Raw genomic sequence first — 24,363 nt, forward strand, 5'->3', positions numbered from 1 at the left:
CAGCGGAACGCACCCGCGCCGGGACGGATTCGTACCGGCGGACGCTCGGGCAACACCCCGCTCATAGAGCAGAGTTGGCGGGGTATTCGGTTGCGACAGCGGTATCCGTCGAATCCGAGGAGGTAGGTGCCGTGCGCGCCTTCAAGCGCTGGCTCGATCGCAGTCTGGCCGCTCAGGCGGTCCTCATCTGCCTGCTGGGCATCGGCATCACCGCGTTGTTCCGCAGGGACGAGCATCCGGTGATCTGGGTGATCCAGGGCGTGCTCTACGCCGCCATCGCCATCGCCTTCGTGGCCGTGCAGCGTCGCAAGGCCGGCCGTGCCGCCGGCACCGACGCGCGCGGAGTCGCCGACCTCAACCGCAAGATCCGGCACCGCGAGGTCCCGAAGGACCCCGACGAGCGGGCGAGCATGCGACGCCTCGTCACCGCGCACCTGGGGCAGATGGAGCGGGGACGCCGGTTGCTTCCCTTCTGGCTGGGCGCCATGGGCCTGGTCGCCGTGGGCATGCTCGTCCTCGGAGCGGCCACCGGCTCGCTGATCCTTCCGCTGGTCGCCGCGGGCGGTCTGATCGCGTTCTGCTGCTGGGCCCTGTGGATGCGCCGCCGCTCCCTCGACCGCTGCCGCTACATGCAGTCCTCACTGCAGAGCTGAGGCCGGCGCGGGTCACGGGGCGGCCGTGCCCGGCGGTCGGCGATATGCCCTCGGCTCGTCGCCATGCCGTCGGTGCTCAAGCACCCCAGCCTCCCCCCACGGCCCTGCTCGAAAGGTAGGAGTCGCGCAGTGCCCGGTGTGGGGGGGGGCTGCTGGTGCGGAGAGGGTGCTGGTGCGGGGAGCGTGCCGGTGCGGGGAGCGTGCTGGTGTGGGGAGGGTGCCGGTGTGCGGGTGTCACGCACCGGAGTCCGCTCGTCCGCCGAGGTGGCGGGCGAGGAAACGGTCGGCCGCGCGGTACATGTCGATGTTGTTCTCCGGGTTCACGAAGCCGTGGCCCTCGTTGTCCTTGACCATGTACTCGACGTCGACGCCGCGGGCGCGCAGCGCGTCGACGATCTGGTCGGACTCGGCCTTGACGACGCGGACGTCGTTGGCACCCTGCACCACCATCAGCGGTGTGCGGATCTGGTCCACCCGGCCGAGGGGCGAGCGCGCGAGGAGGTCCGCCTTCTGCTCCGGGACGCTCGGATCACCGGCGTAGAGGAACCAGTTGTTGGCGAGCTGCGGTTTCGCGAACTCCGGCAGCGAGCCCAGATAGGTCACGAGGTTCGAGATGCCGAAGGCGTCGATGGCGGCGGCGAAGACGTCCGGAGTGAAGGTGACCCCGACCAGCGCGGCGTAACCGCCGTACGAGCCGCCGAAGATCGCGACACGCTCCCGGTCCGCGTACCCCTGATCGACGGCCCAGTCGACGGCGTCGATGAGGTCGTCGTGCATCTTGCCCGCCAGCTCCCCGATGCCCGCCTTGAGGAACGCCTTGCCGTAGCCGGTCGAGCCGCGGAAGTTGACCTGCAGCACCGCATGGCCGCGGTTGGCCAGGAGTTGCGCGACGGGGTTGAAGCCCCAGCTGTCGCGCGACCACGGACCGCCGTGGACGAGGAGGACCAGCGGAAGGCCTGCGGGCTCGACTCCCACGGGCAGGGTCAGGTACGAGGGGAGGTCGAGGCCGTCGCGTGCACGGATCGTGACCGGCGTCATCGGCGCCAGGACCTCGGGGTCCAGATGCGGGAAGGGCCGGAACAGGAGTCGGCTCTCGCCGGTGGCGTGGTCGTAGAAGAAGGTGGCCCCGGGGTCACGGTCGTGGGTAAACCGGGCGACCCAGCGCTGCCCGCTCGCGTCGGACGACACCGCGGAGAGATCCCCGTCGGACAGCTTCTCCAACTTCTCAAGCACCTCGGCGAAGTGCGGGTCCAGCGCGTGGATCACCTGCCGCTCACCGAGGTAGCGCGCGCCGATCAGCTCCCCGGTGGCGCGGTCACGGATGAGCGGCGACGGCATGGTGGGGAAGACGACGGCACGTGTGTCCAGGTCGAACTCCGGGTGACCGTCGACCTCGGTCTGCTCCCCGGTGGCCAGGTCGAGGCGGGCAAGGCAGGTCCGGTCGGTGTCCCGGTGGGAGCCGATCCACACGCCGGTCCCGTCGGGGGTGAGCTGGAACGGCTCGACGCCCAGCGGGTGGTCGGAGCCGTCGAAGGTGGTGACCAGGCGCAGCGCGCCCGTCCCGATCTCCCACTGGGCCAGCTCGATGTCGCCGTCGGCCGTCAGGGTCTGGGCGTACAGGTCACCGCCGGGCGTGTGCAGCCAGCCGGCGACGTGGCCCGGGTTCTCGGCGAGGACCGTCAGCTCGCCGGTGGCGATGTCGGCTTCGTAGAGGTCGAATTCGGCGGGGTTCCTGCGGTTCAGGTGCAGGAGTGCCTTGCCCGGCCGGGAGACGGACATCTCGAAACCCGCGACCGTGGCTCCGGGGAAGGGGGTGAGGTCGACGGTCCCGGCCGCCGGGTCATCCGATCCGGCGTCGGCGTCGTCCAGGTCGACCCGGTAGACGTGCCAGTTCTCGTCGCCGTCGCCGTCCTGCTCGTAGAGCAGCCAGCGCGGATCGTCGGTCCAGTGGTACGTGTGCACGCTGCGGTTGCCGTCGGCGGTGACGCAGCGCGCCTCCTCGCCGCCGTCGACGCTCTCCACCCATACGTTCAACCGCCCCTGCCAGGGCGCCAGATAGGCGATCCTCGTGCCGTCGGGTGATATCGACGCGTTGGAGCGGACCGGCGCGCCGAAGAAGTCCTCGACGGCGAGATGCGGGACCTCGCGCGGAATGTCAGACATACGGAATCTCCTCCTGGGTTCGCCGTGATGCGGGTCGCCTTGCTGCGGTTCCCGTGATCTTGCTGCGGTTTCCCGTGCCGCGGTGCGGCTCGGTCCGGATGCCCTCAGGCGACGGGGTCACCGACGAGTCCGCCGGTGGCCGTGCGGATACCGTGGGCGTATCTTCGCGAGACGGCCGCGATGCCGGTGAACTCCGTGAGATCAGCGCCGGTGAGGATGGCGGTGCCGATGTGCTCGTCGAGGACCCGTACGACCGCGGCGGCGGACGCGGCGTACATCCGCACGTCCAGGTCACCGGCGGGTCTCCCGAGACGGCCGCCGATGATGACGCGCATCTCGCGTTCGGTCTGGTCGCAGGCCATCAGCCACGCCGTGCGGAGCGCCGGTTCGGTGTCGGCGAGGCGGATCATCTTCATCGCGAGCGCCTCGTCGGCGAGGTCGACGGGCGGCCCCTCGTGCCGGAGCCTGGTCAGCTCGGTGGTCAGATGATCCTCCAGGGAGCTCTGCCGGGGCCAGCTGCGCAGCACGCTCAGCAGGGTGACGACCCCCTGCATGACGACGGGCTCGGCGCAGCTCTCCTTGCTGCGGAAGTGCCGCCAGATGGTGCGCGTGGACAGGCCCACGGCCTCGGCGATCTGGTCACCGCTCGTGCCGGCCACTCCCTGGTCCCAGAACAGACGCGCCGCCTCCCGGGAGATCTCCAGGCGGATCCGCGCGCGCCGCTGCTCGCTCATCCCTCCGCCGCTGCCGCGCTTCTCCGTCGCCATGGCTTCGTGCCGCCCTTCACTCCCACTGTCTCCAAACGACACTATGTCACTAAGTGACGAGTCGCAAGAAGGCGGAGGTGCAAAGCGGGAACGAGGGTCGGGGCGGGCGGCCTCCGAGGCGGCGGGCGGGGTCGTCGAGCTGCTGCCCCACGACGTCGGCCGGGACGCACCGCCGGGCGCTGCGCGCGGTGGTCGGCGCCGGCCCCGTCCTGGAGGCGGCGACGGTCCGGCAGGTGCGCGACCGGCTGGTCGATGCGGGCCTTGCGACCGACGAGGAGATCGACCGGCATCTCGCGAGCGTCACTTCGGGCCGCCTCGACCTCACCACATCACCGATGATCTCCGCGTGGGACCGCCGCCCCCGAGGATCCCGGCCCATCGGCCCCAGCGGTCGGCAGCGTTCCCGAGGCCAGGAAGAAGGTCACGGCATAGGTGAAGCGTCCGGTGCGGACCGCCCGGTCGAACTGGGCCGCGAACCTGTCCGCGTCCCTCGAGTCGAGGTGCCCGCGCGTGGCCGCGGTATGCGCCCAACTCCGCAGCCCCAGCACGTTGTCGACGGACTCGGCATCCCGCACGACGAGAGTCCTGGCCTCCGCCGTGACGTCTGCCAGACCGCGGGCGGCGAGCATTCCGGGATGGCGATGGGCCAGGGTGCCGTTGCGCAGGCCGGACTCGGCACGGAAGCGCAGCACCCGGGCGGCGAGTTGCTGGTCCTCGATGTCCAGGACCTGGGTCGCGTAGTCGGGGTCGGCGAGCACGATCCGGCCGCCGGGGCGGACCACGCGGACCATCTCGTCGAGTACCCGCGCCGGGTCCGCCACGTGCTGCAGCACCCGGTCCGCCCATGCCCCGTCGAAGGAAGAGGCGCGGAACGGCAGATGGTGACCGTCCGCGACCGTGATGTGCGTGAGCCCGCCCTTCCTCATCGTGCCCGCCATGGTCAGGGAGCTGTCCGCCACCACGACCCTCGCTCCGGACTCGGCGGTCAGGGCCAGGGCGCTGTCACCTGCCCCGGCACCCACGTCGAGAAAGCAGTCGCCGCGACGGGCGTAAAGGAGCTCCCGTAATCGCTGTTTGTACGCGCCGTAGAACGGCTCGGCGGCCAGTCGCCGCAGAGTGTCGACGAGATCCCCCGGCCGCGGCTGACTGTCGACAGCCGCGAAGGGGTGGGCGACGTGAGCGTGTCTCATGGAGGGAACGTAGGCGCGGGATCGTCCTCGGGGCGAGGCTCTTGACGGCCACCTCCCCCGGTGAAAAATCGGATGCCCCGGGGAGACGCGCGCGTTATCGTCGGCCGCATGAACGTCACCGGCTCGATGACCACCGCGACCGCGCGAGCGCCCAGCTCGCCGGTTGCCGCCGCCTGACGTACTTCCCTTTCCACCGGCGACCGGACACGGTCCGCCGGTGTTCTGCGTTTTCCGGGGCGTTCGAGCCCCGGCTCCGGTGTGCGGACCCGTTGTCCGGTGCCTCCCCGCTGCATATGCGACCGCATAGGCGAAGGAGCCACCTCATGAACCTCCGGAACAACACCCCGGTGAACACCCGACCCACCACCCCTGCCCCTCGGTTGAGCACCGAGGACATCGTCCGCAGATTCGTCGAGTACTTCGAGGAGCGGGGCCACCGCCGGATCACCGGCTCGACGCTGCTGCCGCCCTCCGGTGACCCGGTCCTCTTCACCACATCGGGCATGCACCCGCTCACCCCGTACCTGGAGGGCAAGCCTCATCCGCTCGGCAGGCGGCTGGTCAACGTACAGCGCTGTCTGCGCACCACGGACCTGGAGGAGGTCGGCGACCCCACCCACCTGACCGTCTTCCAGATGCTCGGCACCTGGTCGCTCGGCGACTACGAAGGGCCGCAGAGTCTGGACTGGGGCTACCGGCTGCTCACCGACGGCTTCGGCATCGACCCTCGCCTGCTGCACGCCACCGTCTTCGGCGGCGACGAACAGGTCGGGCCCGACACCTCCTCCCTGGAACTGTGGCAGGAGCACGGGCTGCCGGCGGAACTCACCGTCGAGGACAACTGGTGGGACAACGGGCCCACCGGCCCCTGCGGCCCCGACTCGGAGATCTTCCTGTGGACCGGCGACACCCCGCCCGAATCGACGCCGACCGGCGACGACCGCTGGGTGGAGGTGTGGAACCACGTGATGATGCGCCACCGCCGCCTCGACGACGGCTCCCTCGTGCCGCTCCCCCAGCGCAACATCGACACCGGGCTCGGTCTGGAACGGCTCGCCTCGCTGCTGCAAGGAGGGACATCGGTCTACGACTGCGACCTCTTCGACCCCTGGCGCCGGCTCGTGCCGACCCTGTGGCCGCTGGACGAGCCGTCGCTGCGGCTGGTCTGCGACCACCTCCGCTCGGCCATGGTGGTCATCGGCGACGGGGTGCGCCCGGCCAACACCGGGCGCGGCTACGTACTGCGCCGACTCGTACGGCGGCTGCTGACCGTGCTATGGCGGGACGACCCCTCGCGCGAACTGGGAGACCTGCCGGTCGAGTTGGTGCAGCACACTCTGAGCCATTTCCGCCAGGACACGGACATGGATCCGGACGATGTACGCCGGGTCCTGCTCGACGAGGAGCGGCGGTTCGGGCTGCTCCTGGAGCGGGGCCGGAAGGTACTGGCCAGGCCCCGGTTCCGGGGCCCGCTGGACGAGGAGGACTTCCACTATCTCCACGACACCCACGGCCTGCCGCGCGACCTGGTCCTGACCTTGCGCCAGGGGTGACGGGCGGCGCGAGGGGCCCCCTGGATCCTGCGGTCGTGGTGCGTCACGATGACGGGCAGCCAGCTGATCGGCGTTCCGTTGCCGACGGCCCGTGCCGCGCCCGTGAACCGACGCGTCACAGGCTCGTCCGGTCACGGGCGCCGCCTCCGGAAGGGAGCGGCACCTTGACCTCCGCACCGCGTCCGTCCAGCGCCCCCGCCCCCGCACCGCGTCCGTCCGGCTTCCCCGCCTTCGCCGCGCTCCCGCCGACCGCCGACGTCGTGATCGTCGGCGGGGGCGTGATGGGCGCCTCCATCGCCTTCCACCTCGCCGAGGCGGGAGTACGGGACATCCTCGTCGTCGAGCGCGGCGAGCTCGCCTGCGGCAGCTCCGGCAAACCGATCGGCGGGGTGCGCGCCCACTTCTCCGACCCGCTCAACATCGAGCTCGGCAACCGCAGTCTGCGCGCCTTCCGGGACTTCCCGCACCGGCCCGGCGCCGACATCCGGCTGGAGACCGTGGGCTATCTCTTCCTGCTCACCGAGGAGCGGCAGGAAGCGGAATTCGCGGGGAGCGTCCGATTGCAGAACAGCCTGGGCGTGCCGAGCCGCATGATCGACGCCGCCGAGGCCCGGCGTCTGTGCCCGTATCTGAGCACCGAAGGCCTGGTGGCCGCCGTCCACTCACCCTCCGACGGGCACGCCCGCCCCGGCCTGGTCGTGCACGGGTACGCGGCTGCGGCCGAACGCGCGGGGGCCCGCTTCGCCACCCGCACCCGCGTCACCGGCATGGACACCGCGGGCGACCGGGTCAGGGCCGTGCACACCGACCGCGGCACCGTCGCCTGCTCCACCGTGATCTGCACGGCGGGCGCCTGGTCCGCCGGAATCGGCGCCATGGCCGGCGTCAGTCTTCCCGTACGGCCGGTGCGCCGCCAACTGGCCTTCACCGAAAGGCTTTCGCCGCCCGCGCCGCGGATTCCCTTCACCATCGACTTCACCTCGTCGGCGTACTTCCACAACAGCGACGACGGGCTGCTCTTCGGCCTCGCCGACCCAGGCCAGCCCGACGGTTTCGACACCACATGGACCCCGGAGTGGCTCGACCTGTTCCGCGACGTCGTACGCCGTCGCGCCCCCGCCCTGGCCCGGATGCCGACCGCCGGCGGCTGGGCGGGCCTGTACGAGGTCACCCCCGACCACAACGCGCTGATCGGCCGCTCCGGCGAACTGCCCAATTTCCTGTACGCCACCGGGTTCTCGGGCCACGGCTTCCTCCAGGCGCCCGCCGTCGGCGAGATCATGCGCGACCTGCATCTGGAGCGCGAACCGTGCGTCGACATCGCGCCGATGAGCGCCGACCGTTTCCTGACCGGGGCCGCGACCCGCCCCGAGGCCCACGTCGTATGACCGCTCCCGTATCCGACCGTTCGAAAGGCAGACTTTCCATGATCAGCCAGTGGCAGCTGCGGGCCGCCTTCGCCGCACGGCTCTCGGAGATGTACGGGCGGGAGGTCCCCGCCTACACCACGCTCGTGGACGTCTCGCACGAGGTCAACGCGGACACCCTGCGCGCGCGGGGCGCCGACGCCGAACGGCTCGGCTCCATCGGCCGCGTCACCGCGGAGCGGCACGGCGCGATCCGCGTGGGCACCCCCGCCGAACTGCGCGACGTCGCCCGTATCTTCGGTGCGCTCGGCATGCACCCGGTCGGCTTCTACGATCTGCGGGAGGCCGCCGCGAGCGCGGTCCCCGTCGTGTCGACGGCGTTCCGGCCGGTGGCACCCGAGGAACTGGCGCGCAATCCCTTCCGTGTCTTCACCTCGCTGCTCACACCCGCGGACCCGCGCTTCTTCGACCCCGGACTGCGCTCGCGCCTGGAGACGTTCCTCGCCGGGCGTGAACTGTTCCCGCCGGAACTGCTCCACCTGGCCGACCGGGCCGAGGCCGAGCGCGAACTCCCCGAGGCCCAGGCCATGCGCTTCCTCCATCTCGCGGTCCAGGCATTCGAGTTGTCCGCCGAGCCGATCGACCAGGCCTGGTACGAGGAGCTGGAGCGGGTCTCCGCGGTCGCCGCGGACATCGGCGGTGTCGGCTCCACCCACATCAACCACCTCACCCCGCGTGTCCTGGACATCGACGAGCTCTACCGGCGGATGACCGACCGCGGCATCGAGATGATCGACACCATCCAGGGCCCGCCCGGCTGGAAGGGCCCCGACCTGCTGCTGCGCCAGACGTCCTTCCGCGCCCTGGCCGAACCGCGCGCCCAGCGCCGCCCGGACGGCAGCATCACCCGCGGCGCCCTGCGGGTGCGGTTCGGCGAGGTCGAAGCACGCGGCATCGCCCTCACGCCCGCGGGCCGCGCGCTCTATGACCGCCTGCTCTCCCTCCTCGACGACGAGGCCGCCCGGCATCCCGCGGCCGACCGCACCGAACTGGCCCGCACCCTGTGGACCGCGCACGTCCCCGCCACGGAGCGCGAACTCGCCGCGCAGGGCCTGGCCTACTTCACCTACCGCGCCGCGCCCGAGCGCCCGCGCGACGGCACCCGGCCCCCGTCCGGCATCGCCGAATTGGAGAGCCAAGGGTGGGTGCGGGCCGAGCCCGTCGTCTACGAGGACTTCCTGCCGCGCTCCGCCGCCGGCATCTTCCAGTCCAACCTCAGCGGCGAGGGCTCCCGGCACGCCGGGCGGGAAGGCACCGCGTACGACAGCGACTGGCTCTCCGGCGCCATCGACCGCGAGGTCCTCGACCCGTACGCCCTGTACGAGCACCAGCAGGGCCTCTCGATCGCGGCGGTCGGCCGCGAACTGGGACTCGACCTCGGCCTCGACGGCACGCGCCGCTGATCCCACCGCACCTCGCCCGCACCTCACCCAGGGAGCACCATGACCGGCACCAACGCCCTGCCCACCACCGACGACCTGCGCACCCGTGCCCGCGCGAACCTGCGGCGCGTCGGCGTGAGCGTCCCGGAGGGCGACGGCCTGCGGGCGCGCACGGCCATCACCGGCGAGGACCTGTTCGGCCTGAGCGCCGCGACCGCCGCCGACACCGAGGACGCCGTCGCCGCCGCCCGCGAGGCCTTCCTCGTCTGGCGCACCACCCCCGCCCCGCGCCGGGGCGAACTCATACGCCGCCTGGGCGAGTTGCTGCGCGACCACAAGAGCGACCTGGCCGACCTGATCACCATCGAGGCGGGCAAGATCCGCTCGGAGGCGCTGGGCGAGGTCCAGGAGATGATCGACATCTGTGACTTCGCGGTCGGTCTCTCGCGCCAGCTCTACGGCCGCACCATCGCCTCCGAGCGGCCCGGCCACCGGCTCGCCGAGACCTGGCATCCGCTGGGCGTGGTCGGGGTGATCTCCGCGTTCAACTTCCCGGCCGCGGTGTGGTCATGGAACACCGCGGTGGCGCTGGCCTGCGGCGACACCGTGGTGTGGAAGCCGTCCGAACTGACCCCGCTGATCTCGCTGGCCTGCGACGGGCTCCTTGCGCGGGCCGCGGGGGACGTCGGTGCCCCGCGCGACGTGCACCGGCTTCTGCTCGGCGACCGCGTGGTGGGCGAGATGCTGGTCGACGACCCGCGTGTCGCGCTCGTCAGCGCCACCGGCTCCACCCGCATGGGCCGTGAGGTCGGACCGCGCGTGGCGGCCCGCTTCGGGCGCAGCCTGCTCGAACTCGGCGGCAACAACGCCGCGGTCGTCGCGCCGTCGGCCGACCTCGACCTCGCGGTGCAGGGGATCGTCTTCGCCGCCGCGGGCACGGCGGGGCAGCGCTGCACCACGTTGCGCCGCCTGATCGTCCACCGCGACATCGCCGACACTCTCGTCGCGCGTCTGAGCGCCGCCTACACCAAGCTCCCCGTCGGCGACCCGTTCGACGAGAACACCCTGGTCGGACCGCTCATCTCGCCCGCCGCCCTCGACGGCATGCAGGACGCGCTGGCCCGCGTCCAGGCACAGGGCGGCAAGATCCTCGCCGGGGGCAACCGGCGCCTTGCGGACGCGGCACCACAGGCCGCGTACGCCGAGCCGGTCCTCGTCCGCGTCGGCGAACAGACCGACGTCGTACGCCGGGAGACCTTCGCCCCCATCCTCTACGTCCTGACCTACGACTCCCTGGAGGAGGCCATCGCGCTGCACAATGACGTCCCGCAGGGCCTGTCCTCCAGCATCTTCACCCGCGACCAGCAGGAGGCCGAGCTCTTCCTGTCCTGCGAGGGCTCCGACTGCGGCATCGCCAACGTCAACATCGGCACGTCCGGCGCCGAGATCGGAGGGGCGTTCGGCGGCGAGAAGGAGACCGGCGGCGGCCGTGAGTCCGGCTCGGACGCCTGGCGCGCGTACATGCGCTCCGCGACCAACACCATCAACTACTCGAGCCGCCTCGCCCTGTCCCAGAACGTCAGCTTCCTCTAGGCAGCCGACGGCCGCCGCCTCACCGGTCCTTGTACTGGTCGAGTGTGGCCTGCGCCTTCGCGCGGGACTCGGCGGTGAAGCAGCCGGGATTCTGCGTGATGAGGTAGGCGCGCGCACGCACGGCGAGGACCCAGTCGCCGTTCTGGTCCTCGGCTACCTCGAGACGCAGGATCTCTCCCCGCATCTTCTCGGCGGCTCGCAGCAGCTTGGGGCAGTCTTCTCCGCCCTTGTCGTCGCTGCCCGTTGCTGCGGCCCGCCCGGTGAGGAACCCTCCGAGACCGAGAACCACTGCGGCCAGCACGAGACAGAGGACCATCCAGAGGTTGGGTCGTCGTCTCGCGGCCGGTTCAGGCGTCTGAGCTGTGCTGTCGTCCATGATCCCCCCACGGTGATGTGGCGTGGATCTTACAGCGACCGGCGCCGGACTCCTCGGCAGCGAGCGTCCGTGTGAACTCCTCCGGCAGCCGTCAGAACCCGCGGAACATCACCGCTTGCAGATCGCAAACCATCCCAACGCCCTTTTCGATGGCGGTTCCTGGCCACATCCTGCCGTACCGGCCGTCCGCGGCCCGACGCGTGGGAGCGAGTTTTGTCAGATGCGTTGACGAACCAACTACCGCCTCCTAGCTTCGAGTCCGCCGCGGTTCGTATGTCATATACGAGACGCGGTATGCCATACGCGGTGTACGCATGCCGTGTGTCGGCGTACCGAGCCACAGTTCAGAGGAGAGCGAACCCGTCATGAGTTCCCGCATCCGCAGGGGTCCCCGTCGATCGGCCCCCGCAGCCCTAGCCCTGTCTCTCCTCCTCGGCATCACCGCCACAGCCTGCGGCGACGACGGCTCCGGTATCGCGGGCGACGCGGGCAGCGAGGGTTCCGGCAAGGGAACCATCACCTTCTGGGACAACAACACGGCCGTCCGGCGCGACATCTGGATGGAGATCATCAAGGACTTCGAGAAGAAGTACCCCGACATCAAGGTCGATTACGTCGGCATCCCCGCCGAGAACGCCCAGTCGAAGTACGACAACTCCATCCAGGGCGGCGGCCTGCCGGACGTCGGCGGCGTCGGTGCCGCCATGCTCGCCGCGATCGCCGCCCAGGGCGCGCTGGAGCCGCTGCAGGACCGCCTCGCCGAGAGCCCGCTGGACGGCGAGCTCAGCAAGAGCATGCTCGCCTCGACGACCTCGGCGGGCGGCACGTCGGAGTTGCTCATGGTCCCGACCTCCGCCAACAACGGCGTCCTGTACTACCGCACCGACCTCTTCAAGTCCGCCGGTGTGGAAGCGCCGACCACGTGGAGCAAGTTCTACGAGGCCGCGGACCACCTCACCGCCAAAGACAAGAACCAGTTCGGCTACACCATCCGCGGCGGTGTCGGGTCCATCGCCCAGGCCCTGGACGCGATGTACGGGCAGAGCGGCATCAAGTCCTTCTGGAACGCCGACGAGACCGAGACCACGGTCAACGACCCGAAGAACGTCGCAGCCCTGGAGAAGTACACGGCCCTCTACAAGAAGACGACCCCGGCCGCCGACCTCAACAACAACTTCACGCAGATGGTCGCCCAGTACGACGGCGGGCAGATCGGCATGCTGAGCCACAACCTGGGCTCCTACCAGGACCACGTGAAGGCCCTCGGCTCCAAGAAGTTCCGCGGGGTGCCCAACCCGAAGACGGCGGACGGCAAGCGCGTCCAGGTGTCCAATCCGATCGACGGCCTGTCGATCTTCAAGACAAGCACCAAGAAGAAGGCCGCCTGGAAGTTCGTCGAGTTCGCCTCCTCCCACGAGGCGAGCTCCAAGTTCAACGAGTCGGCCGGCCTGATCCCCGCCAACAACAAGGCGGTCAAGGACCCCTGGGTCAAGAAGTCGGAGCCGACACGGCTGGCCGCCGACGCGCTCAACTCCCCCGACACCACAATCGTCCAGCTGCCGTACTACCTGCCGGACTGGAACACGATCTCCAAGGCCGACAACGAACCCGCCTTCCAGAAGGTCATGCTCGGCAAGACGAGCGCCAAGGACTTCCTCGACGACCTCGCCGACCAGCTCAACACCGCGCAGTCCGACTGGAAGCGGCAGAACTCCTGATCAGGGGCCGAGGTCGATACCGGCGGCGACGGGCAGGTGGTCGCTGCCGGTGGCGGGCAGGGTCCGCACGCGGGTGACGGTCGCGGCGCGCGTCATGACGTGGTCGATCCGCGACACGGGGAAGGCCGCGGGCCAGCTGAAGGCGAAGTCCTCGCCCGCCGAGTCCATCCGCCCGGTGACCGGGTCGAGGCCGCGGTCGTCCACCGTGCTGTTCAGGTCGCCGAGGAGGATCACCCGGTCCAGCTTCTCGGCGGCAAGGGCCGCGCCCAGCAGGCCGGCGCTCTCGTCCCGCCGTCCGGAACTGAAGCCGTGCCACTGGACGCGCACCGAGGGCAAGTGGGCGACGTACACCGCGATGTCGCCCCGGGGCGTACGCGCCGTCGCCCGCACCCCGCGGTTCCAGCCCTCCCCCACCCCCTGCGGCCGGATGTCCACGGCCCGGACTCCCGTGAGCGGATATTTCGACCAGAGCCCCACCGTGCCCCGCACCGCCCGGTGGGGGTACCGCGACGCCAGTGTCCGCTCGTACTCCGGCAGCGCGGAGGCCGTCAGCTCCTCCAGGGCGATGAGATCCGGTTCGGCGTCGAGCAGGGCTCGCGCGGTGCCCGCGGGGTCGGCGTTCACGTCGCTGACGTTGTGCTGGACCGCCGTGACGTCGTGGTCGCCGCTGTCTCCCGCCGCCGCCCGGCCGCCGAAGAGGAAACCCCAGACGACGGCGGGCAGCAGCAGCGCCACCAGCGCGAGAGCCGAGCGGCGCAGCAGGGCAAGGGCGAGCAGCAGCGGAACGGCCAGACCCAGCCAGGGCAGGAACGTCTCCAGGAGACTGCCGAGACGGCCCACGGTGTTGGGCACCGCGGAGTGGAACGCCAGCAGGGCGGCGGTCAGGACGGCGAGCGAGGCGAGCACACGGCCACGCGCCCAGGGCGAGCGGCCCGTGGCCTCCGCACCCCACCGCAGCCACCGTCGCAGCCGCGCGCTCACCGCCCCCGGTGCCGCACCGCCGTGCACGTACTCCACTCCACGCTCCCGTCTTCTCCGCCTTCCCCGGCCGGGAGCGCGACGTGCCAGGTAGGACGCCACCAGCGGGTGATCGGGTTCCGGCCGCCGGATGCGGTGCGCACCGGCAGCGGGGACACTGGGGGACGCGTGCCCGCACATCCGCCGGCTCTCCTTCGAAGGGACACCCCCGTGGCCGATCTCTACGCCCTTGTCGGAGAGCACCTGGAAATGGCGCGCGCCGCCGCGCACGGGCGCAGCGCCGAGTTGCTGCTGCACGACGGTCCGCTGCGGCAGAGCCTCATCGTGCTCACCACCGGTCACGAGCTCGGTGAACACGAGACGCCCGCCGCCGCGACGCTGTTCGTGCTGCGCGGCCGGGTCCGGCTCACCTCGGCCGGCGATGACCTCGAACTGGGCGAGGGCGAGTTCGCGCCCGTCCCGCACGAGCGGCACGGCCTGACCGCCCTGGACGACTCGGCGGTCATCCTCACCGCGGTCACCGGCATCTGAGCCGGCACCCCCACCGCACCGCGAGGCCCTGCCGGTCGCCGCGGGAGCGCGTAGGCCCGGGTGCGATCATGACGTGTGACGAACGCCGACGAACAGTGCCCCGGACACGAGAGTGCGCAGGACGGATGGCCGGACGTACCCGGTGACACCGCGCTCACCATCAAGGTTCCCGAGGCCGACCCACTGGTGCGGGCGGGGTTCCCGGCCCATGTGACGGTGCTCTACCCGTTCGTGCACGAGAGCAGGCTCGATGCCGCGGCCCACCGCGAACTGACCGCGCTCTTCGCCGGGCACGACGCCTTCACCCTGACCTTCGCCGAGTTCGCCCGCTATCCCGGCGTCCTCTACCTCGATCCGTGGCCGCACGCCCCGGTCACCGCCCTGGCCAAGGACCTCACCGGGCGCTGGCCCGATGCCGTGCCCTACCGGGGGATCTTCGAGCACCCGCTCGCCCCGCATCTGACGGTCGCGAACAACGAGGGCCCCGCGACCCAGGACGCCGCCTACGACGCGTTGCAGACCGAGCTGGCACCTCTCCTGCCGCTGAGCAGTCACGTCCTCGCCGTGCATCTCATCGTCTGGGACGGCGCACGCTGGCATGACCGCGCCGTCTACCGCCTGGGACACCGGCGCTGACCCTGGCCGCTCAGCCCTCGGCGTCGGCCGCCGCGGCTCGGCGCCGACCCGTACGCAGCGCGCCCGCGCTCGCCGCGACCACCAGGGCGATCGCCGCGCACTGCGTCAGCGAAAGACCCTGGTCGAGGATCAGATAGCCCGCCGTCGCGGCCACGGCGGGCGCCAGGCTCGTCAGGACCGCGAACGTCGCCGCGGGCAGCCGGCGCAGCGCGAGCAGCTCCAGGGTGTACGGCACGCCCGAGCTCAGCACCGCGATGGCCAGGCCGAGCACCAGCACCCCCGGTTCCAGGAGCGCCGCGCCCGAGGCCCCGATGCCCAACGGCAGACTGACCAGCGCGGCCACGGCCATCGCGATCGCCAGGCCGTCCAGGCGCGGGAAGCGGGCTCCCGCGCGGGCGTTGAGCACGATGTACGCCGCCCACATCGCCCCGGCGCTCAGGGCGAAGGCCACGCCCGCGGCATTGAGCTGGTCGAAGCCGCCACGGCCGAGCAGGTAGACGCCGACCAGCGCGAGACAGGCCCACAGGAGGCTGGCGGCGCGGCGCGAGGTGGCGACCGACAGGAGCAGCGGGCCGAGCACTTCGAGGGTGACCGCCGCTCCCAGCGGAATCCGGTCGATCGCCTGGTAGAAGAGGATGTTCATGCCGCCGAGCGCCAGGCCGAATCCGGCGGCCACCGCCCAGTCGGTGCGCGCGTATCCGCGCAGGCGGGGCCTGGTGATGACCAGGAGGAGCACCGCGGCGAAGGTCACCCGCAGCGCCACGGTGCCGAGGGCGCCCGCGCGGGGGAAGAGCAGCGCGGCGAAGGCGGACCCGAACTGGACGGACAACGTCCCGGCAAGGACCAGGCCGACGCCGGTGAGGGTGCCGCGGCCCGCGCCATGGCGCAGGAGGGCGGGCGCGGCGGTGGACGCGGGCGATTCGTGCGAGGGGACGGAGGACGCGGGGTCGGAGGACGCCGGGACGGAGGACGCGGGGTCGGAGGACGTGTGGGGTGCGGCTGGACCGGTGTGCGCTGCGGGCGTGTGCGCCGGAGGTGTCATGCGCACCACGCTAGGAAGTAGGCCGCGCCGCGTGAAATGCCGAGTCCGCTGCGGTTATGCTTCCCGGGCATGACCATCGAGCTGCGGCATCTGCGCGCCTTCCTCGCCATCGCCGAGGAGGGCAACGTCACCCGTGCCGCCGCCCGCCTCCACCTGGGCCAGCCCGCGCTCTCCCGCACCCTGCGCCAGCTAGAGGACCATCTGGGCGCGCGCCTCGTGGACCGCTCCACCCATCACCTGGAGCTGACGGACCAGGGGCGTGTGTTCCGCGACAAGGCCGCCGCCGCGCTCGCGGCCGTCGAGACCGCGCTCGATCCGCGGGGGCTGCGCAGGTGGCCGCTGCGCCTCGGCCACACCTGGGCGGCGCTCGGCGACCACACCGTGCCGCTGCTGCGCCGCTGGGACGAGACGCACCCCGGCACGCCCCTTGAGCTGCTGCGCGTCGACGACCGTACGGCAGGCCTCACCCGGGGCAAGGTCGACGTGGCGCTGCTGCGCGGCCCGGTGCCCGCGGCCGGGCTCCGTACGGAGCTGCTGCTCTCGGAGGAGCGGGTGGTGGTGATGGCGGCGGACAGCCCGCTGGCGTCGCTCCCCCGGGTCACCCTGGCGGATCTCGCCGCCTACCCCATCGCCCTGAACAACGTCTCCGGCACCACGACGATGGACCTGTGGCCGGTGTCCGACCGTCCTGTCGGGTCGATCGAGGTGACCAACACCGACGAGTGGCTCGTGGCCATCGCCGCGGGCCGCGCCGTCGGCGTCTCCACGACGGCGACACCGAGCCAGCACACGCATCCGTCGCTGGTCTTCCGTCCGCTGCCGGACGCGCCGCCCGTGCCCGTCACGCTGGTCTGGCGGGCGGGGCCCGGCCACCCGGCCATCCCGGACCTGGTGGCACTGGCCCACCAGGTCCTCGCAGGCACCGCCCGCTGACCGGTTACGGCCGCCGGTCGCCCGGGCGCACGGGAAGCTTGTGGACGCTGTTGCCCACGAACGAGGCGTGGCGCGGCAGTTCGGGCTCGGGGACGGCGAGGTCGAGGTCCGGGAAGCGCGTGAACAGCTGCTCCAGGGCGATGGTCGCCTCCATGCGGGCCAGCGGGGCGCCCATGCAGAAGTGCGCGCCGTGGCCCAGGGACAGGTGCCGGGTCGTGGTGTTGTCGCGGGTGATGTCGAAGCGGTCGGCGTCGGGGCCGTGCGCCTGCTTGTCGCGGCCCGCCGCGGAGTAGCCGGCCAGGACGGGGGTGCCCTGCGGGATGACGGTGCCGTCGAGCGTGAGGTCGCGGGTCGGGTAGCGGAAGGGGAAGTAGCTGACGGGGCTGTCCCAGCGCAGGGTCTCCTCCACCACGTCGGCCCACGCCACCTTGCCGGCCTTGGCCAGGGCGAGCTGTTCGGGGTGGGTGCACAGGGCGCGTACGGCGTTGGTGATGAGGTTCAGGGTGGTCTCGTGACCCGCGATGATCGTGAGCATCAGGGTGCCGATCAGCTCGTGCGGGCTGAGCCGGTCGCCGTTCTCCTCCCTGGCCGCGATCAGGGCGGTGGTCAGGTCGTCCCCGGGATCGGCGGCACGGGCGGCGGCCACCGCGGTGAGGACCTCGATCATCTCCTTGTTGGCCGCCATCGCCTCCTGCGGGCCGATGTCGGTGGCGACGATCTGGTTCGACAGGTGGTGCAGGCGGTCGTGGTATTCGGCGTCCACGCCCAGGAGTTCGCAGATGACGCCCATGGGCAGCGGCAGCGCGAAGTGCGCCCGCAGGTCCGCGACGCCCTCGCCCTCGGCGGCGGCCCGCTCCAGTGCGTCGAGCAGGTCGGTCGTCAGCGCCGTGATGCGCGGCTCCAGTTCCGCCACCCGGCGCGGGGTGAACGCCTTGCCCATCAGAGAGCGCAGCCTGCGGTGGTCGGTGCCGTCGGCGGTGGTCATGCCCTGCACCGTCGCGAACGTCTTCAGCGGCCAGCCGTCGGGTATGTCCCCGGCCTGCAGCGCGGCGAAGTGCGCTGCGTTCTTGGCGACGTCGGGGTGGGCCAGGAACTCCTTGAGCGCGTCGTGGCCGAGCACCGCCATGCCCTCCACGTCACCGGGCAGGACCACCGGTGTGACGGCGCCGCCCGCGAGCAGCCGGGCGTTGTCCGCGTGCGGACAGCCGCCGGCCGGGTCGAAGCGGTGCGGCCGGCTGGCTTCGGTGTTCACCTGTGACGTGTTCAACGGGCTCTCCTGGTCGAGGGGCGGGTCGGTTGCGGCCCGGGCGCTGAAGGGGCTTGGGCGGTGTCCGGTCGCCGCGTCACAGCACGGGCTGGGGCTCCGGCGACGGGGCGGGATGCTGGGGCAGGACAGGGGCGGTGAAGCGGACCGGGAGCGAGGCGAGCCCCTTGCTCCAGGGCGATTTGATCCACTGCAGATCGCTCTGCGGGATGGCAAGTTCGAGGTCGGGCAGCCGGTGGCGGATCGTGTCCACGGCGGTGCGGGTGATGAGCCGGGCCGGGTCCTGGGCGGGGCAGATGTGCGGGCCCGCGCCGAAGGCCAGGTGGGAACGGTTGCCCACGACCGGTGTGCCGTCGTCCGGGAGGATCTCCGGGTCCGCGTTGGCGCCGGCGAGCCCGAGGATGAGCATGTCGCCGGTGCGGATGTGCTGCCCCCCGAAGGTCATGTCGCGGGTGGCGTAGCGGGCGGGGAAGTTCTGCGTGGGCGGGAAGCGCCACAGGACCAGGTCGAGTGCGTCGTCCACGCTGAGGTGGCCGCCGGTGAGCGAGGAGCGGAACTGCGGGTCGCACAGCAGGATGCGCAGGGTGGTGGCGATCCAGTTGACGGTGGTCTGGTTGCCCGCGACGAACATGACCACGAGGTTGTGCAGGACCTCTTCGTCGGTGAGCTGGGCCGGGTGGTGCAGCAGGGCCGAGGTGATGTCGTTGCCGCGGTGGCGCCGCTTCTCCTCGATCAGCTGAAGGAGGATGGCGCCCATCCGCTTGCTGGCGTCGGCGGCACCGCTGGTGGCGGAGGCCGTTCCGGCGAGGGCCTCCACCAGGTGGCGCCCGGTCTCGTCGTCCAGGCCGAGCAGTTCGGTGATGACGCGCAGCGGCAGCTTGCGCGCGTAGTCGGCCACCAGGTCGGCTTCGCTGCGCTCGGCGAACGACACGATCACCTCCTCGGCCGTGGCCCGCACGGAGCGCCGCAGTTCATGGCCGTTGATCCCGGCGAGGGCGGCGGAGACAGCGGCGCGCATCCGGCGGTGCTGCTGTCCGTCGGCGAACAGCAGGGCGGGCCGCCAGCCGACCATGGGCAGGATCGGCGAGTCGGCGGGCACCCGGCCCTCACGCAGCAGGCTCCAGCGGCGCGGATCGTGCGAGAAGTCCTGCTCGTCGCGGGTCAGCTGGAGCATTTCCCGGTGGCCGATGACGAGCCAGGCATCCACGCCCGGCGCGACGGAGACGGGCGCCACCGGCCCGTGGAAGCCGCGCAGTTGCTCGTAGAAGGCGGGCATCGCGTCGCCGTCGAGGTCGGATCCGTACAGCGCGGTCGAGGGCGCCCGGGCTCCGGTGACCGGGCAGCGGGTGGGCGGCCCGGCGTCTGCGTGGGGCGAGGTCATGGAGTCTCCGTGGCGACGTGGATGAGGTGGCTGACGAGGGCGATCAGGGCCCGGACCGAGGACGCGGGGTCGCGTGCGTCGCAGTTCACCACGGGGGTGTCGGGCAGCAGGTCGAGGGCCGCGCGCAGGTCGTCCGGGCCGTGCTCGGGGCTGCCGGGGAAGACGTTGACGGCCACCGCGAAGGGCAGTCCGAGGTCCTCCAGGTTGCCCAGGGCGTCGAAGGACGCCTCCAGGTCACGCGTGTCCACCAGGGCCAGCGCGCCGAGCGCGCCCTTGGCCAGGTCCCGCCAGGCGGGCAGGAACCGCTGCTGGCCCGGGGTGCCGAACAGATAGAGCACCAGGTCGCCGTCGATGGTCATCCGGCCGAAGTCCAGGGCCACGGTCGTGGTCGTCTTGCCGCCGGTCACGACGGTGTCGACCCGGGCGCCCGCCTGGGTCATGACGGCTTCGGTGGAGAGGGGTTTGATCTCCGAGACGGTGCCGATCAGGGTGGTCTTGCCGACCCCGAGCGGCCCGACGACGAGGATCTTGGCGGCGCCCGCGACGCTGGAGGTGAGGTACTTCCCGGAGCCGGAGCCGGGCGCCGGTTCGGCCGCGGCTCCGGAGCCGGGTGGTTGCGGCGCCTGCGACGGCGCGTCAGAGGCGGCTTTCGAGACCATGGAGGACCTTTCTGAGCATGGTCACATCGGTGTGTTCGGCCGGCGGCACGGGCGGGCGGGTCACGATCAGTCCCCATTCGAGGAGATCGCAGAGCAGCACCTGTACGACCGACGGCGGCTGGCCGATGTGGGCGGCCACCTCGGCCACCGAGAGGAGCCCCTGACAGTGCGCCAGGATGGTCTGGTGCTCGGGCTGGAGCGAGGCGGGGAACGCCGCGTCCGTCGCCATCACCAGGGATTCCCAGGCAAGGGACTCGATGTCTGATGCCGCCCGTCCGCGAGTGATCACGTACGGGCGGACCGCCGAGGCCGTCGGCTCCTCCGGCCGCGGCTCCGTCATGACGCCGCGGCGGCCGGATCCCGCGGCAGGCTGCTCAGGTGCGAGCCGATCTTCACCACGAGCAGCTGCATCTGCTGGGCCACCAGGCCGACATCGGCGTTGAGGTCGGTGGCGACCCCCAGGTGGGCGCCCACACCGGCGTGGGTGAACAGCACGAAGCCCTGGTCGGACTCCACCATCAACTGCCGTACGTCGGCGCCGGATCCGAAGAGGAGCGCGGTCGTGGACCGGCCCGTCATGGTCATCGCCGCACAGGCCGCGGAGAGCGACTCGGCTTCGGCGACGCTCAGGTCGGACACCGGTCCGGAGAGGTTCTCCGCGGACGCGTGCCCGAGCCGCAGACCGTCCTCGGAGACCACCACGCTGTGCCGGACACCGGGGATCTCGATCAGCGGGCGGAGCATCCAGCCCAGGTCGGGAAGGGGGGTGATGATTCCGGTCACTGCCGGCCTCCGTCATGCTCGTCGGGCGTGGGGGGTTGGGTCGGTGTCGCGGTCGGCCCTCGATCGGCCGACGGGTTCGCTTCCTGCGCCGCGTACTGGTCCGCGTCCAGGGCCGCACGGCCGCGCAGGGAGCCGGAGACCACACTGGCGATCGAGGCACGCGCCGCCTCGGGCGTCCAGGAGCCGGCCGCTGCGGCCGGGGGCGCCTGCCGCTGCTCCGGTACGGGCCTCCGGTGCGTGCCGGAGGCTGCTTGGCGGCGGTTGCGCCGCCGGGGCAGGCCGGCCGCCGTCTCGCTCGCGGGCGGCGCGCCGGGCGCGGTCCGCACGGGCGATTCCGCGGGCTCGGCGGGGTCGTGCCGGTGGTACTGGTCGGGCTGTTCGTACTGGTCGTGCTGGTCGTGCTGGTCGTGCAGTTGACCGGATGCGGGCTCCGGTGTCGTGCCGGGGGCCACGGGCTGCCGCACGGGGGGTGCGGCCACCGGGTCCGGCTCGGCGGACGGCGGCGATGACACCGTTGTCGGGGCGCTGGTCGGGACGCTCACCCGGTGGGATCCCGTGAGGCGCGAGGGCGGTTCGGTCAGCAGCCGGAACGGCACGAACGTCACGGCGCGGGTGCCGCCGTAGGCCGAGGCGCCGCTCAGCTCGACGTTGAAGCCGAGCTCCCGGCTCCAGCGGCCCACACAGGCAAGGCCGAGGCGGGGCACCGCACCCAGGCGGGCGAGGTCCTGGTCGTCGCGGAGCTGGCCCATCGCGCGGTGCAGCACGTCCGGCGGCATCCCGAGCCCGGCGTCGTCGATCTCCAGGACCGCTCCGGCGCCCACCTCGCGGATGGTGACGACGACTTGCGAGCGCGAGGGGGAGAACACCGTGGCGTTCTCCAGGAGTTCGGCGATGGCGTGCATCAGGCCCTCCACCGCGGGCGGCACCGCGTAGAGCGTCTGCCCGCCGTGCACCTCGATGCGGCTGTACTCCACGATGCGCGACTGTGCGCCGCGTACGCAGTCGTACAGCGAGACCGGCCGGGTCTCCCGGCGCGCGGGCCAGATCCCGCACATCACCAGGAGCGTCTGGGCCTTGCGGGTCATCTGCGCGGCCGCGTGGTCGGCCTTCATCACCTCGGCCATGAGGTGCTGGTCGTCGATGGAGCGCTCGACCCGGTCGAGAACCTGCTGCTGCACGGTGGCCATCGCGTGCATGGTGCGTGCGACGGACTCGAAGGCGGCCTGCACCGAATCGCGCAGGCCGCGTTCGCGGCGTACCGCCTCGTCCGATCCGAGGGCGGCGGAGACGGCGGCCAGCGCCCGCGCGAACTCCTCGCCGGTCTCCCCCGGCGCGGCCAGCGGTCCCGGCACGCCCTCCAGGCGCTGCCCGGCGCGCACGCGCTCGGCGATCGCCGGAAGCCGCACACCGGCCAGGTGCGCCACCTCGGCCTCGCGGGCCGCGGCAAGCCGCTCCTGCCGGGCCCGGTCGGCCCGCTCGGCGGACAGCTGCCGCACAAGGACGAGCACCCAGGCGAGCAGCAGCACCGCGACGGCGGCGCAGCCGCCCGCGAGCACCTGGCGCCATTCGGCGGCCGCGTCCAGTGCGGCGAGCACCGCACCTGCGGCCGCGAGGACCACCGCCATCAGCCAGACCACGGCCTCGCGGCCCACGGACCCGCGCTTGAGGCGGCTCACCACGGCATACCTGACCAGGTGATCCCGCACACCTTCACCACGACGAACGAACCCTCCCCGAACGCACCGAACTCCCTTACGAATGGGGAGCGTGGCGATCTTAGGGCAACTCCGCATTTTCCGCTTGTCGTTGGGGAAGGCGGCCTTCCGGTGTGCCTGGACCTGCCGGGATTTGCCGGATTTTCTACCGTGCGAGAGGGCACTCGGCGATCAACGCGGCCGGGTCGGCGGTGTCCGGGCGCGGCACGGTACGGCTGTGCGGCGGCCGCTGTCCGCGGTCGATCCACTTCTCCATCGCCGTGAAGGCGGAGCGGTGGCAGGGCACCAGGGGACGCAGCTTGTCGGGGAAGGTGTCGAAGAGGGAATCGACGTGGGTGCCGCCTTCGACGCGGTAGTAGCGCAACAGACCGCCGCGGCCCGCGTCCCGCACCATTTTCGCGTAGACGTCCGAGTCCTCGCTGATGGGCAACTGGACGTCGAGGGTGCCGTGCACGGTGATCAGCGGTTTGCCGATGCGTCCGGTGAGGGCGATCTTCTTCACGGCGGCGCGGACTTCGCGCGGCCGTGTCGCGTAGGCGTAGTCGGCGTCGCAGGCCGGTGTGCCCGGTGCGCAGAAGGGGGTTCCGGCCTCGGTGGCGCCGTCGTATCCCGGGTCGAGCTCCTCGCGGTAGATCCGCTGGGTCAGGTCCCAGTAGACCTGGTGGTGGTAGGGCCACAGGAATTCCGAACCGGCCGGGAACCCGGCGGCGACCATCTCCCGGTGGGCCTTGTCGGCTCCTTCACCTCCCGCCGCGTAGACGGGATAGGCGCGCAGTGCGGGCGGCAGGAAGTCGAGCAGGTTCGGGCCATCGGTCCGCCACAGCGTGCCCTCCCAGTCCACTCCCCCGTCGTAGAGTCCGGGGTGGTTCTCCAGCTGCCAGCGCACCAGATAGCCGCCGTTGGACATGCCGGTGGCCAGGGTGCGTACGGGAGGCCGGTGGTAGCGCTGTGCGACCACCGTCTTCGCGGCGCGCGTGAGTTGGGTGACGCGATCGTTCCATTCGGCGATCGCGTCTCCGGACCCTTCCCCGTCCCGGTAGAAGGCCGCTCCGGTGTTGCCCTTGTCGGTCGAGGCGAACGCGTAGCCCTTGGCGAGCACCCAGTCGCCGATGGCCCGGTCGTTGGCGTACTGCTCCCGCACGCCGGGGGTGCCCGCGACCACCAGGCCGCCGTTCCAGCGGTCGGGCAGCCGGATGACGAACTGCGCGTCGTGCTTCCAGCCGTGGTTGGTGTTGGTGGTCGAGGTGTCGGGGAAGTAGCCGTCGATCTGAATGCCCGGCACACCGCGGGGTGTCGGGAGCCCGGCCGGGGTCAGGCCCGCCCAGTCGGCCGGGTCGGTGTGGCCGGAGGCGACGGTCCCCGCAGTGGTCAGCTCGGCCAGGCAGGACTTCTCCTGGTGTTCGGCGCCGGGCACCTTCAGCCGCGCCGATGACGCACAGTGGCCCGCACTGCCGTCGGGGCCCGCGCCGGACGGTTCGGCGGCGGCCGGGACCGCGGCGAGCGTGACGAGCAGCCCCGTCAGGGCGAGGGCGCCGCGGAGCGAACGGGCGGGGCGCATACGGCGGGGCAGGGATCTGCGCCGGGCTGTGGGTGGCACGGGTACCTCCGGTGGGCGTGCG

The 24,363-nt window shown here is 71.8% G+C and carries 22 protein-coding genes and 1 pseudogene; 10 read left to right on the plus strand and 13 right to left on the minus strand.

Annotated elements, in window-relative coordinates; all coding sequences use genetic code 11:
- The first annotated feature begins 131 nt into the window (after nt 1-131).
- Nucleotides 132-653: a hypothetical protein gene (locus tag ABZ906_RS09390; protein WP_361182558.1), complete on the plus strand. Its 522-nt coding sequence runs from the start codon at nt 132-134 to the stop codon at nt 651-653.
- Between the two features lie 234 nt (nt 654-887).
- On the opposite strand, the gene ABZ906_RS09395 is transcribed toward ABZ906_RS09390, so the two are convergent.
- Nucleotides 888-2,816: a S9 family peptidase gene (locus ABZ906_RS09395; protein WP_361379574.1), complete on the minus strand. Its 1,929-nt coding sequence runs from the start codon at nt 2,814-2,816 to the stop codon at nt 888-890.
- 104 nt (nt 2,817-2,920) lie between these two features.
- A complete protein-coding gene (locus ABZ906_RS09400; RefSeq protein ID WP_361379577.1) occupies nt 2,921-3,583 on the minus strand; it encodes a helix-turn-helix domain-containing protein in 663 nt (220 codons plus the stop codon).
- Nucleotides 3,584-3,789: 206 nt separating this feature from the next.
- Between ABZ906_RS09400 and ABZ906_RS09405 the strand changes: the two are divergent.
- Nucleotides 3,790-3,945: pseudogene (locus ABZ906_RS09405) on the plus strand (SAM-dependent methyltransferase); the annotation flags it as partial.
- On the opposite strand, the gene ABZ906_RS09410 reads toward ABZ906_RS09405, so the two are convergent.
- Nucleotides 3,913-4,773, minus strand: a complete 861-nt coding sequence (locus ABZ906_RS09410) for a methyltransferase domain-containing protein (RefSeq protein WP_361379580.1) — start codon at nt 4,771-4,773, stop codon at nt 3,913-3,915. The pseudogene ABZ906_RS09405 and the gene ABZ906_RS09410 overlap by 33 nt on opposite strands.
- Before the next feature lie 380 nt (nt 4,774-5,153).
- Between ABZ906_RS09410 and ABZ906_RS09415 the strand changes: the two genes are divergently transcribed.
- The 4 genes from ABZ906_RS09415 to ABZ906_RS09430 all read left to right on the plus strand — a co-directional run bounded on the left by ABZ906_RS09415 (nt 5,154) and on the right by ABZ906_RS09430 (nt 10,728).
- Nucleotides 5,154-6,326, plus strand: coding sequence for an alanine--tRNA ligase-related protein (locus tag ABZ906_RS09415; protein ID WP_361381362.1), 1,173 nt, complete (start codon nt 5,154-5,156; stop codon nt 6,324-6,326).
- 260 nt (nt 6,327-6,586) lie between these two features.
- On the plus strand, nt 6,587-7,714 hold the full coding sequence (locus ABZ906_RS09420) for an FAD-binding oxidoreductase (RefSeq protein WP_361381364.1): 1,128 nt from the start codon (nt 6,587-6,589) through the stop codon (nt 7,712-7,714).
- Nucleotides 7,715-7,752: 38 nt separating this feature from the next.
- A complete protein-coding gene (locus ABZ906_RS09425) occupies nt 7,753-9,156 on the plus strand; it encodes a DUF1338 family protein (protein ID WP_361379582.1) in 1,404 nt (467 codons plus the stop codon).
- A 39-nt stretch (nt 9,157-9,195) separates the two neighbouring features.
- The gene (locus ABZ906_RS09430) at nt 9,196-10,728 is read left to right on the plus strand and encodes an aldehyde dehydrogenase family protein (RefSeq protein ID WP_361379584.1); all 1,533 of its coding nucleotides are present in this window, start codon (nt 9,196-9,198) and stop codon (nt 10,726-10,728) included.
- Between the two features lie 19 nt (nt 10,729-10,747).
- Here the strand turns inward: ABZ906_RS09430 and ABZ906_RS09435 are convergent, their stop codons facing one another.
- Nucleotides 10,748-11,104 (minus strand): hypothetical protein, encoded by a 357-nt coding sequence (locus ABZ906_RS09435; RefSeq protein ID WP_361379587.1) that lies wholly within the window; start codon nt 11,102-11,104, stop codon nt 10,748-10,750.
- Nucleotides 11,105-11,469: 365 nt separating this feature from the next.
- Between ABZ906_RS09435 and ABZ906_RS09440 the strand changes: the two genes are divergently transcribed.
- Nucleotides 11,470-12,822 carry a sugar ABC transporter substrate-binding protein gene (locus ABZ906_RS09440; protein ID WP_361379590.1) on the plus strand — a complete coding sequence of 451 codons (1,353 nt, stop codon included), beginning with the start codon at nt 11,470-11,472 and terminating at the stop codon, nt 12,820-12,822.
- Here the strand turns inward: ABZ906_RS09440 and ABZ906_RS09445 are convergent, their stop codons facing one another.
- Nucleotides 12,823-13,779, minus strand: a complete 957-nt coding sequence (locus ABZ906_RS09445; RefSeq protein WP_361381367.1) for an endonuclease/exonuclease/phosphatase family protein — start codon at nt 13,777-13,779, stop codon at nt 12,823-12,825.
- A gap of 231 nt (nt 13,780-14,010) precedes the next feature.
- On the opposite strand from ABZ906_RS09445, the gene ABZ906_RS09450 reads away from it, so the two are divergent.
- A complete protein-coding gene (locus ABZ906_RS09450; RefSeq protein WP_361182574.1) occupies nt 14,011-14,331 on the plus strand; it encodes a cupin in 321 nt (106 codons plus the stop codon).
- 75 nt (nt 14,332-14,406) lie between these two features.
- Nucleotides 14,407-14,967: a 2'-5' RNA ligase family protein gene (locus tag ABZ906_RS09455; RefSeq protein WP_361379593.1), complete on the plus strand. Its 561-nt coding sequence runs from the start codon at nt 14,407-14,409 to the stop codon at nt 14,965-14,967.
- 10 nt (nt 14,968-14,977) lie between these two features.
- On the opposite strand, the gene ABZ906_RS09460 is transcribed toward ABZ906_RS09455, so the two are convergent.
- On the minus strand, nt 14,978-16,009 hold the full coding sequence (locus ABZ906_RS09460) for an EamA family transporter (RefSeq protein ID WP_361379596.1): 1,032 nt from the start codon (nt 16,007-16,009) through the stop codon (nt 14,978-14,980).
- Nucleotides 16,010-16,078: 69 nt separating this feature from the next.
- Here ABZ906_RS09460 and ABZ906_RS09465 point away from each other — a divergent pair, with 69 nt between their 5' ends.
- Nucleotides 16,079-16,942, plus strand: coding sequence for a LysR family transcriptional regulator (locus ABZ906_RS09465; RefSeq protein ID WP_361379599.1), 864 nt, complete (start codon nt 16,079-16,081; stop codon nt 16,940-16,942).
- 4 nt (nt 16,943-16,946) lie between these two features.
- On the opposite strand, the gene ABZ906_RS09470 is transcribed toward ABZ906_RS09465, so the two are convergent.
- The 7 genes from ABZ906_RS09470 to ABZ906_RS09500 all read right to left on the minus strand — a co-directional run bounded on the left by ABZ906_RS09470 (nt 16,947) and on the right by ABZ906_RS09500 (nt 24,302).
- Nucleotides 16,947-18,209 carry a cytochrome P450 gene (locus tag ABZ906_RS09470; protein ID WP_361379602.1) on the minus strand — a complete coding sequence of 421 codons (1,263 nt, stop codon included), beginning with the start codon at nt 18,207-18,209 and terminating at the stop codon, nt 16,947-16,949.
- 76 nt (nt 18,210-18,285) lie between these two features.
- Entirely contained in the window at nt 18,286-19,587 is a 1,302-nt protein-coding gene (locus ABZ906_RS09475; RefSeq protein ID WP_361379605.1) for a cytochrome P450, read from the minus strand.
- Complete coding sequence (locus tag ABZ906_RS09480; protein WP_361379608.1) at nt 19,584-20,246, minus strand: ATP/GTP-binding protein; 663 nt, start codon at nt 20,244-20,246, stop codon at nt 19,584-19,586. Before ABZ906_RS09480 ends, ABZ906_RS09475 begins: the two co-directional genes overlap by 4 nt.
- The gene (locus ABZ906_RS09485; RefSeq protein ID WP_190079886.1) at nt 20,224-20,586 is read right to left on the minus strand and encodes a DUF742 domain-containing protein; all 363 of its coding nucleotides are present in this window, start codon (nt 20,584-20,586) and stop codon (nt 20,224-20,226) included. The genes ABZ906_RS09480 and ABZ906_RS09485 overlap by 23 nt, the downstream gene beginning before the upstream one ends.
- Entirely contained in the window at nt 20,583-21,029 is a 447-nt protein-coding gene (locus tag ABZ906_RS09490; protein ID WP_361182585.1) for a roadblock/LC7 domain-containing protein, read from the minus strand. The genes ABZ906_RS09485 and ABZ906_RS09490 overlap by 4 nt, the downstream gene beginning before the upstream one ends.
- The gene (locus ABZ906_RS09495; protein ID WP_361381370.1) at nt 21,026-22,654 is read right to left on the minus strand and encodes an ATP-binding protein; all 1,629 of its coding nucleotides are present in this window, start codon (nt 22,652-22,654) and stop codon (nt 21,026-21,028) included. The genes ABZ906_RS09490 and ABZ906_RS09495 overlap by 4 nt, the downstream gene beginning before the upstream one ends.
- A gap of 235 nt (nt 22,655-22,889) precedes the next feature.
- Nucleotides 22,890-24,302, minus strand: a complete 1,413-nt coding sequence (locus ABZ906_RS09500; RefSeq protein WP_361381373.1) for a tannase/feruloyl esterase family alpha/beta hydrolase — start codon at nt 24,300-24,302, stop codon at nt 22,890-22,892.
- Nucleotides 24,303-24,363 lie beyond the last annotated feature (61 nt).

The organism is Streptomyces sp. NPDC046925 (genome assembly GCF_040644915.1).
Taxonomy (GTDB): domain Bacteria; phylum Actinomycetota; class Actinomycetes; order Streptomycetales; family Streptomycetaceae; genus Streptomyces.

Bases quoted from the DNA above. Each gene is read 5' to 3' on its own strand.
- ABZ906_RS09395 (WP_361379574.1), bottom strand. From the start codon at position 2,816: ATGTCTGACATTCCGCGCGAGGTCCCGCATCTCGCCGTCGAGGACTTC.
- ABZ906_RS09400 (WP_361379577.1), bottom strand. From the start codon at position 3,583: ATGGCGACGGAGAAGCGCGGCAGCGGCGGAGGGATGAGCGAGCAGCGG.
- ABZ906_RS09410 (WP_361379580.1), bottom strand. From the start codon at position 4,773: ATGAGACACGCTCACGTCGCCCACCCCTTCGCGGCTGTCGACAGTCAG.
- ABZ906_RS09425 (WP_361379582.1), top strand. From the start codon at position 7,753: ATGATCAGCCAGTGGCAGCTGCGGGCCGCCTTCGCCGCACGGCTCTCG.
- ABZ906_RS09430 (WP_361379584.1), top strand. From the start codon at position 9,196: ATGACCGGCACCAACGCCCTGCCCACCACCGACGACCTGCGCACCCGT.
- ABZ906_RS09435 (WP_361379587.1), bottom strand. From the start codon at position 11,104: ATGGACGACAGCACAGCTCAGACGCCTGAACCGGCCGCGAGACGACGA.
- ABZ906_RS09440 (WP_361379590.1), top strand. From the start codon at position 11,470: ATGAGTTCCCGCATCCGCAGGGGTCCCCGTCGATCGGCCCCCGCAGCC.
- ABZ906_RS09460 (WP_361379596.1), bottom strand. From the start codon at position 16,009: ATGACACCTCCGGCGCACACGCCCGCAGCGCACACCGGTCCAGCCGCA.
- ABZ906_RS09465 (WP_361379599.1), top strand. From the start codon at position 16,079: ATGACCATCGAGCTGCGGCATCTGCGCGCCTTCCTCGCCATCGCCGAG.
- ABZ906_RS09475 (WP_361379605.1), bottom strand. From the start codon at position 19,587: ATGACCTCGCCCCACGCAGACGCCGGGCCGCCCACCCGCTGCCCGGTC.
- ABZ906_RS09480 (WP_361379608.1), bottom strand. From the start codon at position 20,246: ATGGTCTCGAAAGCCGCCTCTGACGCGCCGTCGCAGGCGCCGCAACCA.
- ABZ906_RS09485 (WP_190079886.1), bottom strand. From the start codon at position 20,586: ATGACGGAGCCGCGGCCGGAGGAGCCGACGGCCTCGGCGGTCCGCCCG.
- ABZ906_RS09495 (WP_361381370.1), bottom strand. From the start codon at position 22,654: ATGGCGGTGGTCCTCGCGGCCGCAGGTGCGGTGCTCGCCGCACTGGAC.
- ABZ906_RS09500 (WP_361381373.1), bottom strand. From the start codon at position 24,302: ATGCGCCCCGCCCGTTCGCTCCGCGGCGCCCTCGCCCTGACGGGGCTG.